At 62.8% G+C, this 16,242-nt stretch carries 15 protein-coding genes; 2 read left to right on the top strand and 13 right to left on the bottom strand.

Going from position 1 to position 16,242, the window contains the following annotated elements; genetic code table 11:
* Positions 1-2: 2 nt before the first annotated feature.
* The 3 genes from HCR84_RS07180 to HCR84_RS07170 are packed head-to-tail and all read right to left on the bottom strand — an operon-like array spanning position 3 to position 3,723.
* Entirely contained in the window at positions 3-1,025 is a 1,023-nt protein-coding gene (locus HCR84_RS07180) for an AAA family ATPase (RefSeq protein ID WP_166983418.1), read from the bottom strand.
* Positions 1,022-1,504: a pantetheine-phosphate adenylyltransferase gene (gene coaD, locus HCR84_RS07175; RefSeq protein ID WP_166983417.1), complete on the bottom strand. Its 483-nt coding sequence runs from the start codon at positions 1,502-1,504 to the stop codon at positions 1,022-1,024. Before coaD ends, HCR84_RS07180 begins: the two co-directional genes overlap by 4 nt.
* A 44-nt stretch (positions 1,505-1,548) precedes the next feature.
* Positions 1,549-3,723, bottom strand: a complete 2,175-nt coding sequence (locus tag HCR84_RS07170; RefSeq protein ID WP_166983416.1) for an ATP-dependent DNA helicase RecG — start codon at positions 3,721-3,723, stop codon at positions 1,549-1,551.
* Between the two features lie 48 nt (positions 3,724-3,771).
* Here HCR84_RS07170 and HCR84_RS07165 point away from each other — a divergent pair, with 48 nt between their 5' ends.
* On the top strand, positions 3,772-4,371 hold the full coding sequence (locus tag HCR84_RS07165; RefSeq protein WP_166983415.1) for an RsmD family RNA methyltransferase: 600 nt from the start codon (positions 3,772-3,774) through the stop codon (positions 4,369-4,371).
* Here the strand turns inward: HCR84_RS07165 and thiL are convergent.
* Positions 4,341-5,342, bottom strand: coding sequence for a thiamine-phosphate kinase (thiL, locus tag HCR84_RS07160; RefSeq protein WP_166983414.1), 1,002 nt, complete (start codon positions 5,340-5,342; stop codon positions 4,341-4,343). The two genes, HCR84_RS07165 and thiL, sit on opposite strands and share 31 nt — an antisense overlap.
* A 24-nt stretch (positions 5,343-5,366) precedes the next feature.
* Here thiL and HCR84_RS07155 point away from each other — a divergent pair, with 24 nt between their 5' ends.
* Positions 5,367-5,840: a DUF3515 domain-containing protein gene (locus HCR84_RS07155; protein WP_166983413.1), complete on the top strand. Its 474-nt coding sequence runs from the start codon at positions 5,367-5,369 to the stop codon at positions 5,838-5,840.
* Here HCR84_RS07155 and HCR84_RS07150 read toward each other — a convergent pair.
* The 9 genes from HCR84_RS07150 to HCR84_RS07110 all read right to left on the bottom strand — a co-directional run bounded on the left by HCR84_RS07150 (position 5,837) and on the right by HCR84_RS07110 (position 16,242).
* Entirely contained in the window at positions 5,837-6,934 is a 1,098-nt protein-coding gene (locus HCR84_RS07150; RefSeq protein ID WP_166983412.1) for a D-alanine--D-alanine ligase family protein, read from the bottom strand. The genes HCR84_RS07155 and HCR84_RS07150 overlap by 4 nt on opposite strands.
* Complete coding sequence (locus tag HCR84_RS07145) at positions 6,837-7,961, bottom strand: NAD(P)H-dependent glycerol-3-phosphate dehydrogenase (RefSeq protein WP_244972587.1); 1,125 nt, start codon at positions 7,959-7,961, stop codon at positions 6,837-6,839. The genes HCR84_RS07150 and HCR84_RS07145 overlap by 98 nt, the downstream gene beginning before the upstream one ends.
* Positions 7,951-8,733 carry a lysophospholipid acyltransferase family protein gene (locus HCR84_RS07140; RefSeq protein WP_244972586.1) on the bottom strand — a complete coding sequence of 261 codons (783 nt, stop codon included), beginning with the start codon at positions 8,731-8,733 and terminating at the stop codon, positions 7,951-7,953. The genes HCR84_RS07145 and HCR84_RS07140 overlap by 11 nt, the downstream gene beginning before the upstream one ends.
* 7 nt (positions 8,734-8,740) lie before the next feature.
* Positions 8,741-10,111 (bottom strand): UDP-N-acetylglucosamine 1-carboxyvinyltransferase, encoded by a 1,371-nt coding sequence (gene murA / locus HCR84_RS07135; protein WP_235940825.1) that lies wholly within the window; start codon positions 10,109-10,111, stop codon positions 8,741-8,743.
* Positions 10,112-10,131: 20 nt separating this feature from the next.
* Positions 10,132-10,728 carry a 3-isopropylmalate dehydratase small subunit gene (gene leuD, locus HCR84_RS07130; RefSeq protein WP_166983410.1) on the bottom strand — a complete coding sequence of 199 codons (597 nt, stop codon included), beginning with the start codon at positions 10,726-10,728 and terminating at the stop codon, positions 10,132-10,134.
* Between the two features lie 5 nt (positions 10,729-10,733).
* Positions 10,734-12,167, bottom strand: coding sequence for a 3-isopropylmalate dehydratase large subunit (gene leuC, locus HCR84_RS07125; RefSeq protein WP_166983409.1), 1,434 nt, complete (start codon positions 12,165-12,167; stop codon positions 10,734-10,736).
* Positions 12,168-12,286: 119 nt separating this feature from the next.
* A complete protein-coding gene (locus HCR84_RS07120) occupies positions 12,287-13,285 on the bottom strand; it encodes a TerC family protein (RefSeq protein ID WP_166983408.1) in 999 nt (332 codons plus the stop codon).
* Positions 13,286-13,516: 231 nt separating this feature from the next.
* Entirely contained in the window at positions 13,517-15,202 is a 1,686-nt protein-coding gene (locus tag HCR84_RS07115) for a dipeptide ABC transporter ATP-binding protein (protein ID WP_166983407.1), read from the bottom strand.
* Positions 15,199-16,242, bottom strand: a complete 1,044-nt coding sequence (locus HCR84_RS07110) for an ABC transporter permease (RefSeq protein WP_235940824.1) — start codon at positions 16,240-16,242, stop codon at positions 15,199-15,201. Before HCR84_RS07110 ends, HCR84_RS07115 begins: the two co-directional genes overlap by 4 nt.

The following is a 16,242-nucleotide window of genomic DNA, read 5'->3' as shown; positions in this document are numbered from 1 at the left end:
GCCTACCGAATGTTCGGAACAGGAGTGGAGTCGACGATCTCCGCCACGATCTCTGCGAGCGCCGTCCCGGCGTCTCTGCTGCGCTCCCCCACTCGCGGCACAGGCACCAGCCTGTGCGCGAAAACCGATTCGGCAAGCGCCGCCACGTGGTCAGGAAGCACGAACTCGTGCCCCTCGACGGCGGCTCGAGCCCGAGCGACATTCAGAAGTTGAAGAGTTGCCCGTGGACTAGCGCCGAGCCGCAGCTGAGGATGCTCGCGGGTGGCCGTTGAGAGTGCCACGGCATACGCCTTCACCGCCGGAGAGGCGAAGACGCGATGAACGGCATCGATCATCGCCACGAGCTCTCTCAATGACACAACGGGCTCGACCTCGCTCAGAGGGTCGCTCCTGTCGCGGCTGGTGAGCATGGCGATCTCGGCATCCGTGTCGGGATACCCCATCGACAGTCGAGCAGTGAATCGATCTCGCTGCGCCTCGGGCAGAGGGTACGTGCCCTCCATTTCAATCGGGTTCTGGGTTGCAAACACCGTGAACGGTCGACTCAGCTCATAGGTTGTTCCGTCGGCCGTCACTTGGCGCTCTGCCATGCACTCCAGAAGCGCGGACTGCGTCTTCGGCGATGCCCTGTTGATCTCGTCGCCGATAACGATATGTGCGAAAACGGGGCCCGGCTTGAACTCGAATCGGCTCTCACGCTGATCGAAGACTGCAACCCCTGTGACGTCACTGGGCAGAAGGTCGGGCGTGAACTGAATGCGACTGACGTTTCCGCCGACCGTTGCCGCGAGCGCACGAGCCAGCATCGTCTTTCCCACGCCGGGAACGTCTTCGATGAGCAGGTGCCCTTCGGCAAGCAAGACGGTGAGGGCGGTGCGAACTGCCTCGTGCTTTCCGTCGATGACCCGTTCGATGGCACCGACGATCTGCGCCGATAATCTGCTCACCTCGGTGACGGAGAGCGTCGTGCCGGTAAGCGGTGACACCTCTGAGCGTCGGCGCTCCGCTGCTGCGGGCTCGCTCATGTGGCCCTCAGAAAAGATGCGACGGCATTCGGAACGTAAGGCGTGACGTCACCACCGAGCGCGGCGACCTGACGAACCAGCGAGCTGGAAACGTGCCCATGAGCGGGATTGGGGAGCATGAACACCGTCTCCACGGCTGCCAGGTCGCGGTTCACAATCGCCATGGGAGTCTCGTACGCCACATCGATCTGGGAGCGGATGCCCTTGATCAGCACGGAAGCACCGACGTCAGTGCAATAGTCGACAAGGAGGCCGACGCTCCACGAGGCCACGACGATATTGCGCGGCAGCCCGGCCTCCGAGATTGCCTCCTCAAGAAGCGAGACGCGCTGCGCAATCGGCAGGAGGGCTTCTTTGCCTGGGTTGTGCACCACGACGACGTGCAATTCGTCATACAGCGGCGCTGCTCTCTCAATCACATCGAGATGCCCAAGGGTGACGGGGTCAAATGATCCGGGAACGACGGCGATCCTGCTCATGCGTCAAGCCTACCCGGCGCGCCCTCATCTATGCGACGAACCCGTCATGACTTCGACATCGCCTCGCGCTCGCTCTCGTCGAGTCGTCTGTCGATCGCCTCTCGAAGCTCCGGATGCTGCGCGAATCCGGGGTCGTCAGCGCGCAGAGCCTCAGCGGCATCCCGTGCCCGAACGATGACGTCGCCGTCGGTTGCCACTCGCAGAAGCCGAAGCGACGACCGCCCTCCCGACTGCGCACCGCCCAGAACATCTCCTTCGCGACGAAGTTCGAGGTCGCGCTGCGCCAGCTCGAACCCGTCGTTCGTCGCGGCAACGGCTTCGACGCGCTCAAGCGAGGTCGACTCGGGCACGGCATGGGTGACGAGAAGACACAGCCCTGGCACTGAGCCTCGACCAACGCGCCCGCGAAGCTGGTGCAGTTGGGAGACCCCGAAACGGTCGGCGTCGAGCACGATCATCGTCGACGCATTGGGCACATCGACACCCACTTCGATGACCGTTGTCGTCACGAGCACGTCGATGTCTCCAGAGGAGAACCGAGTCATCATCTCGTCTTTCTCTTCCGGCGAGAGCCGGCCGTGAATGATCTCGATCGTCAGGCCCTGCAGCGACGGCTCCGCCCGCAGCATTGCGGCCGTCTCGAGCACTGTTGCGGGTGGCCGCTTCGCGTCGATGTCGCTCTCGCGATCGCCGTCGGCGTCGATCTCGGGCTCTCCCCCGCGGTCGGAATCGATCGCGGGACACACAACGAACGCCTGGCGCCCAAGGTCGATCTCTTCACGCATCCGCGTCCACACCCGCGGCATCCAGGTGGGTTTGACGACAAGCGGAACGACGAACGTCTCGATGCCCTTGCGCCCGACGGGAAGCTCGGTGATCGTGCTGACGTCGAGGTCGCCGAAGACGGTCATCGCGACAGTGCGCGGTATCGGGGTCGCCGTCAGCACGAGCGTATGTGGGTGTGCGGCGCTCTTGCGCCGGAGCGTGTCTCGCTGATCGACGCCGAACCGATGCTGCTCATCGATCACGATGAGCCCGAGATCGTAGAACTCCACGATGTCGCTGAGCAGCGCGTGCGTTCCGACGACGATCTTCGCCTGCCCGCCGATGATTCTCAGCAGCGCCCGTTTGCGATCGGCAGCCGGCATACGCCCTGTGAGCAGAACCGGCGACATATCTGCGGCGAGATCGGGCCCGAGCGAGGCGACGATCGATCGGAGGTGCTGCGCCGCGAGCACCTCCGTCGGTGCCAGCAGCGCTGTCTGGCCTCCGTCTTCAGCAACAGCAAGCATGGCGCGCAGCGCGACGAGCGTCTTTCCGGAGCCGACTTCGCCCTGGACCAGCCGGTTCATCGGGTTGCTCCGGGCCAGATCGTCGGTGATCGCGGCTCCGACCGCGACTTGGTCACCCGTCAGAGTAAAGGGCAGCTGAGCCTCGAAGCGTTCGAGCGGGCCACCGGGCATCGCTTCGCGAGGCATCGCCATCTGCTCTCTCGCCTTGGCCCTGCTGTCGATGAGCGCCGCCTGCAGCACGAACGCCTCGTGAAAACGCAGGCTGCGCCGCGCGCGCTTCCAATCATCATCACTGCGTGGCCGATGGATGCGCTCCAGCGCCGTTCCGTAATCAAGCAGCTGCTCGGCGTCGCGAACGGCCGCCGGCACCGGATCGACGACGCCGAGGCCGACGTGTTCGAGCACGATCTTCATCGACTTCTCGATTGACCAGGTCTGGAGCGCGCTCGTTGCGGGATAGATGGGAATGGGCTTCTCCGCCCACACCTGAGCATCGTTCTCAGAAATTCCCGCCCGATCAAACAGCTTGTAATCGGGGTGAGTCAGCTGCATGGACCCGCGGTACGAGGAGATCTTGCCAGAGAAGACGCCACGTGCGCCGGGCACAAGCTCCTCCTTGCGCCAGTTCTGATTGAAGAAGGTCAGAGTGAGAATTCCGCGGCCGTCCGAGATCACCGCCTCGAAGATCGTGCCCTTGCGTTTGTTCATCTTTCGCGACGACGCCCGAACGACATCGGCGACGAGAGCGACATTCTCGCCGACCGGAAGAGAGCCCAACTGCGTGAGCTCGCCGTGGTGGGCGTAGCGGCGTGGGTAATGGGAAAGGAGATCGCCGACCGTCTTGTACCCGAACGCCCGATCGAACGCCCCTGCCGTGCGCCCTCCGAGCGGACCAGAGAGTTTCTCCTGCAACCCCGACTCGTTCATGTGTTCGATTCTACGCGGAGCGCCCGACACACGTTATTCTCGATGACAATGACCAGAATCATCGGCGGAGACGCCGGCTCGCTCACGTTGAAGGTGCCTCCCCAGGGGACGCGCCCCACGAGCGATCGCGTGCGAGAGGCGATCTTCTCCGCTCTCGAGTCTCGTGACGCCCTGCGCGGCGCCCACGTTGCCGATCTCTACGCCGGCTCAGGGGCACAAGGTCTTGAAGCGGCGAGCCGCGGCGCAGCATCGGTGACGCTCGTGGACAGCTCGTCTCGCGCGGGGGCGATCTGCCGCGCCAATGCCTCGACGGTCACCCGCGCCGCCGAGAGATCCTTGCACGTCGACACCGTTGTCGCCGCTGTGCAGACCTGGCTCGAACGGCCGCACGGCAGCATCCGGTACACGCTTGTCTTTCTCGACCCGCCCTATGATCTGGCAGAAGAGCATCTCGCCGAGAACCTTGCCGCGCTGGTTCCGCTGCTCGACGACGACGCGACGGTTGTCGTCGAACGCAGCTCACGATCTCTCGAACCGCACTGGCCGCACGGCATCACGTGTGTGCGATCCCGCCGTTACGGTGAAACCGTTGTGTGGTGGGCGGAGCGCGATGCCGGTCAGCCGACCGCGCCGTCCCACGCTGTGTAGGGGTCCCACCCCGTGGCAGCGACCGCGTCTCCATCGCAGGTGACATCGTCGGCTCCCCGCTCGCCCACCATCCCGATCCGTTCAAAGCCGCCCGGCATCTGGGTTCCAGGGGAAAAGCACGCGAGCAGCCCGTGATCTTCGCCCCCGTGCAGCGCGGCGTCGACGTCGTCCCCGAGAAGAAGCGACTCAAAGGCAAGAGTCACCTGACTCGCGCGTGCCAGTCGCGACGCGTCGAGAGCAAGTCCATCTGAGATGTCCATCATCGCTGTCGCTCCGGCATCGGCGGCGAGGGGTCCGTCGCCAATCGGGGGCTGCGGTGTCAGCTGGGCTCCGACAAGGTGCGGATGCTGCTCGGCGACGCTCTGCGCTCGCGACGCATCGGGCGCCCCCGTGGCGTCAACGCCGTGCGAGAACAGTAGATCGAGACCGCGGGATGCTGCTCCGAGACGCCCAGAGACGGCAACGACGTCGCCGGGCCTCGCGCCCGAACGCATCACGGGCCGACGTCCTTCAAGATCGCCGAACGCCGTCACGGCAATTGTGAATGTCGCGGAGACTGACAGGTCGCCTCCGACCACGCCGCAGCCCGGAGCAAGCGACTCGCAGGCACTTCTGAGCCCATCGGAGAATTCCTCGAGCACCCTCACCGGCGTTGACTCCGGCACAGCAAGGGCAACGACGAGTCCCGTCGGGCGCGCACCCATTGCCGCGACATCTGAGAGGTTTGTCGCCGCTGCCTTCCAGCCAAGCTGCCACGGCGTCGACCAGGCTTGCCGAAAGTCCGGACCGTGCACCATCATGTCTGTCGTCACCACGAACCGCGAGTCAGGCGCCGACATCACGGCGCAGTCATCTCCCGGGCCGACGATGGCGGCTTCGGCAGCGGGAAGCCGGGGGACGATTCGTGCGAGCACCGCGCCCTCGGTCGCATCGGCAACGCTTTGCCCGTCTGCACTGTCAGTGAACCCCATGCCATCAACGGTAGCCTGAACTCGATGCATTCCCTTGCCCGCGCCGCCTCCGCGGCGGTTCTCGTCTGCGCCTCAACGCTGTCTCTCACCGCGTGCTCCGGCACCGTCGGCATGACCCCGGCACCCGATTCGAACGATCCCGCGTGCGCCGCCGTCACCGTGCGGCTTCCCGACGTGATCGGCGAGCTCGACAAACGCGAGACGACGGCGCAGGCGACGGGAGCCTGGGGCGATCCTGCGGCTATCCTCCTTCACTGCGGCGTCGAGCCGATCGGACCGACGACAATGCCGTGCTTCACTGTGAACGGCGTCGATTGGGTGCGCGATGACAGCGAATCTCCGGTCTTTCGCTTCACAACGTACGGGCGAACTCCCGCCGTGGAAGTCGTCATCGACAACAGAGAAGCATCGGGTTCTGCGCTGCTTGACCTCTCGCCCGCCGTCAGCGTCATCGACCAGACGAGATCATGCCTCAACCCCGAAGATGTGACAGGTTAGCGTGCCCCGCGGTCGACAGCGATCTCAATGAGCTCGGTGATCAGATCGGCATAACTGACGCCCGATGCGATCCAGCATGTCGGAAACATCGAAATGGGAGTGAACCCCGGCATCGTGTTCACTTCGTTGAGCACGAAACCATCCGCGGAGAGAAAGAAGTCAACCCGGGCAAGGCCCTCGGCCCCAACGGCATCGAAAGCCCGAAGTGCAATGCTCTTCATCTCGTCAAGCTCCGCCGTGCTCAAGTTTGCCGGGCAGACGAGGTCGATGCCTGCCGCTCCACGGTATTTCGCCTCAAAGTCGTAGAAGTCACGACCCGAGACAACGATCTCTCCCGCAACCTCGGAGGTGCGCGGTGCTTCTCCCGCGCGTCCACCGAGAACGGCGATTTCGACCTCGCGACCGTCGAGGCCCTGCTCGATAAGCACAGAGTCGTCTTCGGCGAAGGCAATCTGCAGTGCCTCGGCGAGCTCGCCTGCATGCGAAACACGGCTGACGCCCACGCTCGATCCGGCTCGAGCGGGTTTGACGAACACGGGAAGCGAGAGGCCCTCGAGAAGCCCATCGACGCGAGTAGGAGCGCTCTGCCACTCCGCCCGACGCACGCGCCTCCACGGCGCAACAGAAATGCCAGCATGCTGCAGAACCGACTTGGTGAAGTGCTTGTCCATTCCGAGTGCTGAGGCGAGCACTCCGGAGCCGACGTATGGAAGGCCAGCGAGCTCGAGCAGACCCTGAATCGTGCCGTCTTCGCCATACGTTCCGTGCAGAATCGGGAAAACCACATCGATCGTGCCGAGCGAACGGGTCACGCCGTTCTGTTCAAGAGTCAGCTCGCGGCTCGTCACGTCGTCTGGCCAGCGCACCCGTGTGCCGTTGTCGGTCACCTCGGGGAGCACATCGCCGTCGAGCGTGAACGTGCGGGGGTCATCCGCTTCGAGAACGTACTGGCCAGCTCGCGTGATTCCGATCGGAATCACGTCGAACCGGTCGCGATCAATCGCTCCCAGCACTCCCCCCGCCGTTGCGCAGCTGATCGAATGCTCGCTTGAGAGCCCCCCAAACAGCACCGCCACCCGCAACTTCCGCGTCATCAGTCGTCCTCTCCCCTTGTGGCTCGTCAGAATCAGTGGTCAGGTGCGGAGCAATGCCCTTCGGGTCGAGCGTTCCATCGAGAACCTGCTTGACCTGCTGAACGATCGGCATGTTTACGCCGACCGACTCCGCCATCTCGAGTATGGGCCCGACCGAGGCCAGACCTTCAGCTGTCTGCTGCATCTGTTTGACGACCGACGAGAAACTATACCCTTGACCGAGCAGACGTCCGGCCGTGTTGTTGCGAGAGAGCGGCGATTGGCACGTCGCGATGAGGTCGCCGAGCCCCGCGAGCCCCGAGAGCGTCTCGGGCTGCGCGCCCAGAGCGACGGCGAAGTCCGTCATCTCGACGAGCCCGCGTGTGATGATCGAAGCCTTGGTGTTCTCACCGTAGCCGACACCGTCGACAATGCCGATTGCCACGGCAATGAGGTTTTTCAGCACGCCGCCGAACTCTGTGCCGATCACGTCGGTATTGACGAAGGTGCGAAAGTACGAATTGCGAGCGAGAAGCGCGATCGCCTGTGCCGTTTCAAGGCTCTGCGATGAGATGACAGCGGCGGTCGGCTGTTCCTTGGCGATTTCGAGAGCGAGATTCGGGCCGGATGCCGCGGCGACGAGTGCCGGATCCCAGTCAAGTGTCTGCTCAATCACCTGGCTCATGCGCATTCCCGAGCTGCGCTCGACGCCTTTCATGAGCGACACAACGCTCGCCCCCTGTGGAAGGTGCGGTCGAAGCTCGACGAGGTTGTCGCGAAGGGATTGGCTCGGCACGGCGACGAAGACGTGCCGCGCTCCAGCTACAGCATCCGCAAGACCGGTCACCGCGGTCATGCGCGCGGGAAGCTCGATTCCCGGCAGGTAGTCCTGATTGCGGTGGTTCTTCGCAATATCGCGGGCAACCTCGGTGCGGCGTGCCCACATGGTCACATCACTGCCGCCGTCGGCGAGAATCTTGCCGAACGTCGTGCCCCAGCTGCCCGAGCCGATCACGGCCACGCGCGCCGCCGTCGTCTTACGACTCAAAGCGTCCCGTCTCCTTCTGGTTGTGCTTCGTCGGGTCCCACCGTTCGGCTGGCGCCTTCTCGTTGCGGATGTCTTCGAGCTCTCGAGTGATGGCATCCATGATCAGGCTGGTTGCCCGGGAAAGCGCGGCGGAATCAGGTGCATGCCCATCAAGCTCTGAGAGGTCAACGACGTCGCCAACCTTGATGGTGATCTTCTTCGGCGGAAACAGGCTGACTTTCTTCGCGTAGCGCGGCATCACCCTTTGGGTTCCCCAGTGAGCAACGGGAATCACGGGAAGTCCGTGGGTGAGCGCCATGCGAGCCGCACCCGTCTTTCCGCGCATCGGCCACATGTCTGGGTCTCGCGTCAGTGTGCCCTCGGGGTACACGATCACGCCGCCTCCCGTCGTGACGAGATCGCCCGCAGCCTGAATGGGCCCCTTGCCTCGTGCCGAGCCCTCGCGTTCCACCGGAATCTGCCCAGACACCTTCAGAAGCCACCCGACGACCGGAATGCGAAAAAGCGATGCTTTGGCCATGAAGCGGGGAAAGCGCCCGATCTTCCAGGTGGCGATTCCGATCACGATCGGGTCGATCTCGCTGAAATGATTCGGGGCGAGAATGAACGGCCCCGACTTCGGCAGCTTGTGCGCATCGATGATCGTGATCTTCATCATCACGCGCGCAAGGGGGAGCACCAATGATGCGAGAACCCAAAAGATCGTTGGACGTGAACGATCCGTTCTTCGGCTCACTGGCTTCGACGGCAGCGAATCTGGAGTGTCTGACACTCCCCCATTATCCTTCAGCAGTGAAGTCGGCACCGAGCAGCTCGAGCTTCTGCAGAAAACGCTCGTAACCGCGACTGATGATTCCGACGTTCGAAACGCGTGACTCACCCTCAGCGCTCAGCGCCGCGATCAAGTGAGAGAACCCGCCGCGAAGGTCGGGAACGACGATGTTGGCGCCGTGCAGCTTGCTCGGCCCGGAGATCACAGCGGAATGGTTGAAGTTGCGCTGACCGAACCGGCACGCCTGGCCGCCGAGGCACTCCCGATGAATCTGAATCGTCGCGCCCATCTCAACGAGCGCATCGACAAAGCCGAATCGCTTCTCATAAACCGTCTCGTGAACGATCGACACGCCACGCGCCTTGGTGAGTGCCACGACGAGAGGCTGTTGCCAGTCGGTCATGAATCCTGGATGCACATCGGTCTCAATGATCACGGGGTTCAGTTCGGTGCCCGGGTGGAAGAAGCGGATGCCGTCTTCGTGGATCTCGAATCCTCCGCCGACCTTGCGGTAGACGTTCAAGAACGTGAGCATCTCAGACTGACGGGCGCCGCCGACGAAGATGTCTCCCTCTGTCGCGAGAGCTGCGGCTGCCCAGCTCGCTGCCTCGTTCCGGTCGAAGAGCGCGCGATGCGAATACCCCGTCAGCGACGCAACACCCTCGATGCGGATGACCCGGTCGGTATCGACCGAGATGATCGCGCCCATCTTCTGAAGAATATTGATGAGATCCATGATCTCGGGCTCGATCGCGGCACCGCGCAGCTCGGTGATGCCCTCAGAGCGCACAGCCGTCAGAAGCACCTGCTCTGTCGCGCCAACGCTCGGGTACGGCAGTTCGATCTTCGCGCCGCGGAGTCCCGTTGGAGCCGAGAGACGAATGCCGCTGGGGAGCTTCTCGACAACGGCTCCGAACGTGCGCAGAACATCAAGGTGGTAGTCGATGGGACGGTCGCCGATGCGGCATCCGCCGAGGTCGGGAATGAACGCCTCGCCCAGCTTGTGCAGAAGCGGCCCGCAGAACAGGATCGGAATGCGGCTTGAGCCTGCGTGAGCGTCGATATCCGCCATGTGGGCGGTTTCCACTGCGGCAGGGTCGAGGTGCAGCTCGCCGTCTTCCTCACCATCGCTGATCTTGACCCCGTGCACGTCAAGCAGTCCGCGAACAACGCGTACGTCGCTGATGTCGGGAACATCCTTCAAGACGCTCGGCGTATCGCCGAGCAGCGATGCAACCATCGCTTTCGTGACGAGATTCTTCGCGCCCTTAAGCTCGATCCGCCCGCTCAGCGGGCGTCCACCGCGAATGGTGATTGTGTCTGCATGCAGCCCCACGCGTGCCCCTGCCCCGGTAGCATCCTCAAGAAGAGTCTTCAATACGTGCCCCTGATATTCGACTATTTGACGGGCAAAGTCTGCGGCCGCCAACCTGCCCGAGTGGACTCGAAGTGCGTGATCGCCTCTTCATTTCGAAGCGTCAGAGCAATGTCGTCGAGCCCTTCGAGCAAACGCCACCTAGTGTAATCATCGATATCGAATGGCACCTGAACGTCTCCGACAGTCACCGTCTTGTCATCGAGGCTCACCGTGAATTCAACGCCGGGGTTGTCGTCGATCGCCGCCCAGAGCCGTTCGAGGTCTTCTTCGCTGATCTGCGCCGCAAGCAGTCCCTGCTTACCTGAATTACCGCGGAAGATGTCACCGAAGCGTGTGCTGAGAACAACCGAGAAGCCAAAATCGCGAAGCGCCCAGACGGCGTGCTCGCGGGACGAGCCCGTACCGAAGTCCGGCCCGGCCACGAGGATGCTCGCGCCGGCGAACTCCGGCTGGTTCAGCACGAAGTCATCGGCCTGACGCCAACCGGCGAAAAGCGCGTCTTCGAAGCCCGTCTTTGTTACGCGCTTCAGGTACACGGCGGGGATGATCTGGTCGGTGTCGACGTTCGAGCGCTTCAGAGGCGCCGCGATTCCCGTCACTGTCGTGAATTTCTGCATGATGCTCAGTTCTCCAGGTCAGAGGGGCTTGACAGCGTGCCGCGCACCGCTGTGGCTGCGGCGACAACAGGCGAGACAAGGTGAGTGCGCCCGCCCTTGCCCTGGCGCCCCTCGAAGTTTCGGTTGCTCGTTGATGCGCAGCGTTCACCTGGCGACAGTTGATCCGGGTTCATGCCGAGGCACATCGAGCATCCGGCAAAGCGCCATTCGGCGCCGAACTCCTCAACGATGGTGTCGATTCCTTCGGCCTCTGCTTCCAGCCGAACACGGGCGGAGCCGGGAACGACCATGACGCGTACGCCGTCTGCCTTCTTCTGTCCCTTGATGATCGATGCGAACGAGCGAAGATCCTCAATGCGGCTGTTCGTGCATGAGCCCATGAACACCGCGTCAACGGGGATCTCCTTGAGCTTTGTCCCTGGCTTCAGATCCATGTACTCGAGCGCACGCTCAGCAGACGACCGGTCTGTCGGGTCGTCGAATTGCTCGGGACTCGGCACCTGACCGCTCAAGGACACGCCCTGCCCCGGGTTGGTTCCCCAGGTGACGAACGGCTCGAGCTCATCGGCGTCGAGAAAGACCTCGGCGTCGAACGTGGCGCCGTCGTCTGTGGCGAGAGTGTCCCAGTAGGCGACGGCCTCTTTCCAGTCTGTTCCTTCTGGCGCGTGCGGGCGACCCTCGAGGTAGTCGTACGTCGTTTGGTCTGGCGCAACCATGCCCGCGCGAGCACCGGCTTCGATGGACATGTTGCAGATCGTCATGCGGCCTTCCATCGACAACGCACGAATGGCGCTGCCGCGGTACTCGAGCACGTAGCCCTGACCGCCGCCTGTGCCGATCTTGGCGATGACGGCAAGAATGATGTCCTTCGCCGTCACACCGGGCTTCAGCGTGCCCTCGACGTTGATCGCCATGGTCTTGAATGGCGTGAGCGGAAGCGTCTGTGTCGCCATGACGTGCTCCACCTCGCTCGTGCCGATTCCGAACGCCATGGCGCCGAAGGCTCCGTGCGTCGATGTGTGCGAGTCGCCGCAGACTACGGTGATTCCCGGCATGGTCAGACCAAGCTGCGGCCCGACGACGTGCACGATTCCCTGCTCCACATCACCGAGTGAATGAAGCCGGATGCCGAATTCTTCGGCGTTCGTGCGCAGGGTCTGAATCTGCGTGCGGCTCGTGAGATCGGCGATCGGCTTGTCGATGGCGAGCGTCGGCGTGTTGTGGTCTTCCGTCGCGATCGTGAGATCGGGGCGGCGCACCGGACGGCCGGCCATTCGCAGACCGTCGAAGGCCTGAGGGCTGGTCACCTCGTGCACGAGATGCAAGTCTATGTAGATGAGGTCGGGGGTGCCGTCCTCGCCCTTCGTGACGAGGTGGTCTGCCCACACCTTCTCGGCGAGAGTACGAGGGGCGTTCGGGTTTTCAACGTTCTGCTGCATGAGTGTTCTTCCTTGGGTGAAGTTGAACAGGCGTCACCAGACTCCGCGACGAGGATGCCTGAAGACTAGGCCTCGCCGCGGCAGCTAAGAAGCAGACCGAACAGCACGAAGCAAGGATATCACTCGCCCGAGATCTGCTGGCTCTTCTTTTCTTTGCGGCGGGCGGCGACGAGGCTGACGATCGTCGCGACCGCCATGGAGCCGATGATGACTCCGAGCGAAACCCAGGTGTTGATCTCCGGAACCCACAGCACGTTCTCGCCACCGTTGATGAAGGGGAGCTCATTGACATGCAGGGCGTGGAACACCAGCTTCACACCGATGAACGCTAGAATGAAGGCGATGCCGTAGTGCAGGTACTCGAGCCTCTCGAGCAGCCCGCCGAGCATGAAGTACAGCTGCCGCAGCCCCATGAGCGCGAAGATGTTCGCCGTGAACACGATGAACGGGCTCTGGGTGATGCCGAAGATCGCGGGAATGGAATCGATGGCGAACATGACATCGGTGACGCCGATGGCGAGGAAGACCATCACCATGGGCGTCCACATCTTTCGACCGTCGACAACGGTGCGCAGCTTTGATCCGTCGAATTCCGGCGCAACCTTCATGCGCTTGCGCATAAAGCGTGTGAACCACGACTCTCCGTCATCGTCGTCATCGTTGCTGAATGCCTGCTTCCACGCGGTGTAGAGCAGGAATGCGCCGAAGATGAAGAACACGAAGCTGAAGTTCTCAATGAGCGCTGCGCCAACGATGATGAAGATGCCGCGGAAGACGAGGGCGATGATGATGCCCACCATGAGAACTTCCTGCTGGAATTTCTTGGGCACGGCGAACTTCGCCATGATGATGACGAAGACGAACAGGTTGTCGATCGAGAGGCTGTACTCAGTGAGCCAGCCAGCAAGAAACTGCCCGGCAAAGTCGCCACCGGCGAACACAAGCATCAGGCCGGCAAAGACGAGTGCGAGCGTCACGTAGAACGCGACCCAGAGCGCAGATTCCTTCATCGACGGAATATGAGGCCTCTTGACCACAAGCAGCAGGTCGAAGAGAAGAACGAGCACGAGAACGACATAGGAGCCGATCTCAAACAGAAGCGGGAGCTCTGGGTGCATGCGTGAGTGCCTTTCGAGGAGGAGGGTGCGATGATCGCCGAAAGTCTCTTCCCCGACGGTGTCGGCGCAGCATCCGGGATCACGCCATCATGATCCGTCCTGACGGACGCTGCGAGATGGAATACTCCCCTTCGCTGTTGAATACTCTAACGGATTCACCTGCAGATATCTGAGGACACGAATGCGGTCTCGGCATCCGGTCGGATCGGAAGCCAAGGCCGCATTCGACGGTCAGGCTCTCTCGGCCGCGATGATCGCGGCAAGAGCATTTCTGCGCTCCTCCTGCTCGACGGGGTCGGGAACGGGCAGCGATGCCAGGAGGCGCTGCGTGTAGGGATCCTTCGGGTTACCGAGAACCTCTTCCCCCGTCCCCACTTCGACAAGCCGCCCGTGGTACATCACGGCGATGCGGTCAGAGAGAATGTCGACGACAGCGAGGTCGTGGCTGATGAAAAGCGCGGCGAACCCCAACTCGGCCTGCAGCTCGGCGAACAGCTCAAGCACGCGTTCCTGCACAGACACATCGAGCGCACTCGTCGGCTCGTCTGCGATGAGCAGCTCGGGGTCGAGAGCGAGCCCGCGCGCGAGGCTCGCCCGCTGCCGTTGGCCACCAGAGAGTTCGTGCGGGAACCGCTTGGCGTATGCCCGCGGCAGCTGCACGGCCTCGAGAAGCTCCGCCACTTTCGTCTCGATCTGCGCGTCGGTCATGTCGCGCCGGTGAACCCGAAACGGCTCGGCAACGCACTCTTCGATGGAGAGCAGTGGGTTGAAGCTCGATGCCGGATCTTGGAAGACGAAGCCGATGCGGGAACGCAGCTTTTTGAAATTGCGCTCCTTGACACCGTTCATCTCAGAGCCAAGCACCTGCAGCGACCCGCCTGTCACGCGAGTGAGCCCTGCAATCGCCCGACCGATCGTCGTCTTGCCCGAGCCCGATTCCCCGACCAGCCCGACGACTTCGCCCGGGGCGATTTGAAAGGAGACACCGTCAACGGCCATGAATCCCGGCTTGCCGAGTCGTCCGGGGTACTGAATGCGGAGGTCTTTGGCCTCGACAACCTGTGTCGCACTGCGGTCTGGTTCGCGACGTTCCTCGGCGTGGACGCTCTGCCCAATGCGAGGAACCGCACCGAGCAGCTTCTTTGTGTAATCGTGCTTGGGCGAGGCGAACAGCGTGCGAGCGTCGTTCTCTTCGACGATCTCTCCCTGGTACATCACGACAACACGGTCGGCGAGGTCGGCGACCACGCCCATGTTGTGGGTGATCAGAACGATCGACGTGTCGAACTCGTCTCGACAACGGCGGAGCAGGTCGAGAATCTCGGCCTGAACTGTGACGTCGAGAGCCGTTGTCGGCTCATCGGCGACGATCAGCCCAGGATTGAGCACGAGCGCCATCGCGATGACGACACGCTGTTTCTGCCCACCGGAGAACTGGTGCGGATAGTAGTCGACACGTGACTCGGGATCGGGAATTCCGACGCGCCGCAGAATATCGATCGAGGTCTCCCTCGCCGCCTTACGGCCGAGCTGTGAATTGTGCGCGCGCAGTCCCTCGGCAATCTGCCACCCAACCGTGTAGACGGGGTTGAGCGCTGTCGATGGCTCTTGGAACACCATCGATACGTCGTGGCCGCGCATCTCGCGGAGACGGTGCTTCGAGACAGAGATGACGTCGCCCGTGCTCCGCCCATCGCGGCTGCGCACCACAACGGCGCCAGAACTGGTTGCCGTGTCGGGGAGTAGACCAAGGATCGTCTTCGCCGTCACCGTCTTTCCGCTGCCCGACTCCCCCACGATCGCCACGACTTCACGAGGGCCTACCGTCAGAGAGACACCGTCGACGGCGCGAACCGCTCCGGCATCAGACGAGAATGCGACTTTCAGGTCTGTAATCTGCAGAATGTCGTCGCTCATGGCCGGTCTCCTTCGCCTCTGTCCTCGCCGTCGACGACGGCCGTTTCCTGCACTCCGGCGACGGGGACCACGCTTGTCTCGACCATTTCGCCCGAGTCGGCGGCGACTCCGCGCCGACCGCGCAGACGCGGGTCGTTGAGGTCGTTGAGACTCTCGCCCACGAGTGTCATGCCGAGCACGGCAAGCACGATGCCGAGACCTGGCCCGATCGATGTCCACCAGATTCCGCTCGAGACATCAGAGAGCGCCTTGTTGAGGTCATACCCCCACTCGGATGCCGCTGTCGGCTCAATGCCGAACCCGAGAAAACCCAGACCGGCAAGAGTGAGAATCGCCTCAGAGGCGTTGAGCGTGAAGATCAGCGGCAAGGTGCGCGTCGCATTGCGGAACACGTGTCTGCTCATGATGCGCACGTTGCTCGCGCCCAGCACCTTTGCCGACTCGACGAATGCTTCCGCCTTGATGCGGACAGTCTCGGCGCGAATCACGCGGAAGTACTGCGGAATGAACACGACGGTGATCGACATCGCTGCCGTGAGGATTCCGCCGATGAGGTTGGAGCGCCCTCCCGAAATCGCAATCGAGATCACGATCGCGAGCAAAAGGGAGGGGAACGCGTAAATGGCGTCGCAGATCACGACAAGAACGCGATCGATCCAACCGCCGAAGTACCCCGAGAGCAGACCGAGGATCACGCCGATGAAGATTGACAGTGTCACAGCGGCGATAACGACGAGCGCTGCCGTCTGCGCGCCCCAGATCACGCGAGACAGCACATCGAACCCGCCGACCGTCGTGCCGAAGAGATGCTCGACGCTCGGTGGCTGCTGTGCGCCGAATCCGCCTTTGTCATCGCTGAGCTGCGCGTAGCCGTACGGCGCGATCCAGGGAGCAAGAATAGCGATGAGCAGGAAGAGGCTCGTCAGAGCAATCCCGGCAATGAGCATGCCGCGCTGAATTCCGTAGCTTTGCCTCAGCTGGCGAAGAATGGGCAGGCGATCGAGGATCGAACGCCGGGGAGTTCCCGTGCGTGCGGTCAT

The sequence above is a fragment of the Paramicrobacterium fandaimingii genome, from assembly GCF_011751745.2.
GTDB classification, from domain to species: Bacteria; Actinomycetota; Actinomycetes; order Actinomycetales; family Microbacteriaceae; genus Paramicrobacterium; species Paramicrobacterium fandaimingii.
This window is presented reverse-complemented; position numbering and strand designations above follow the sequence as displayed.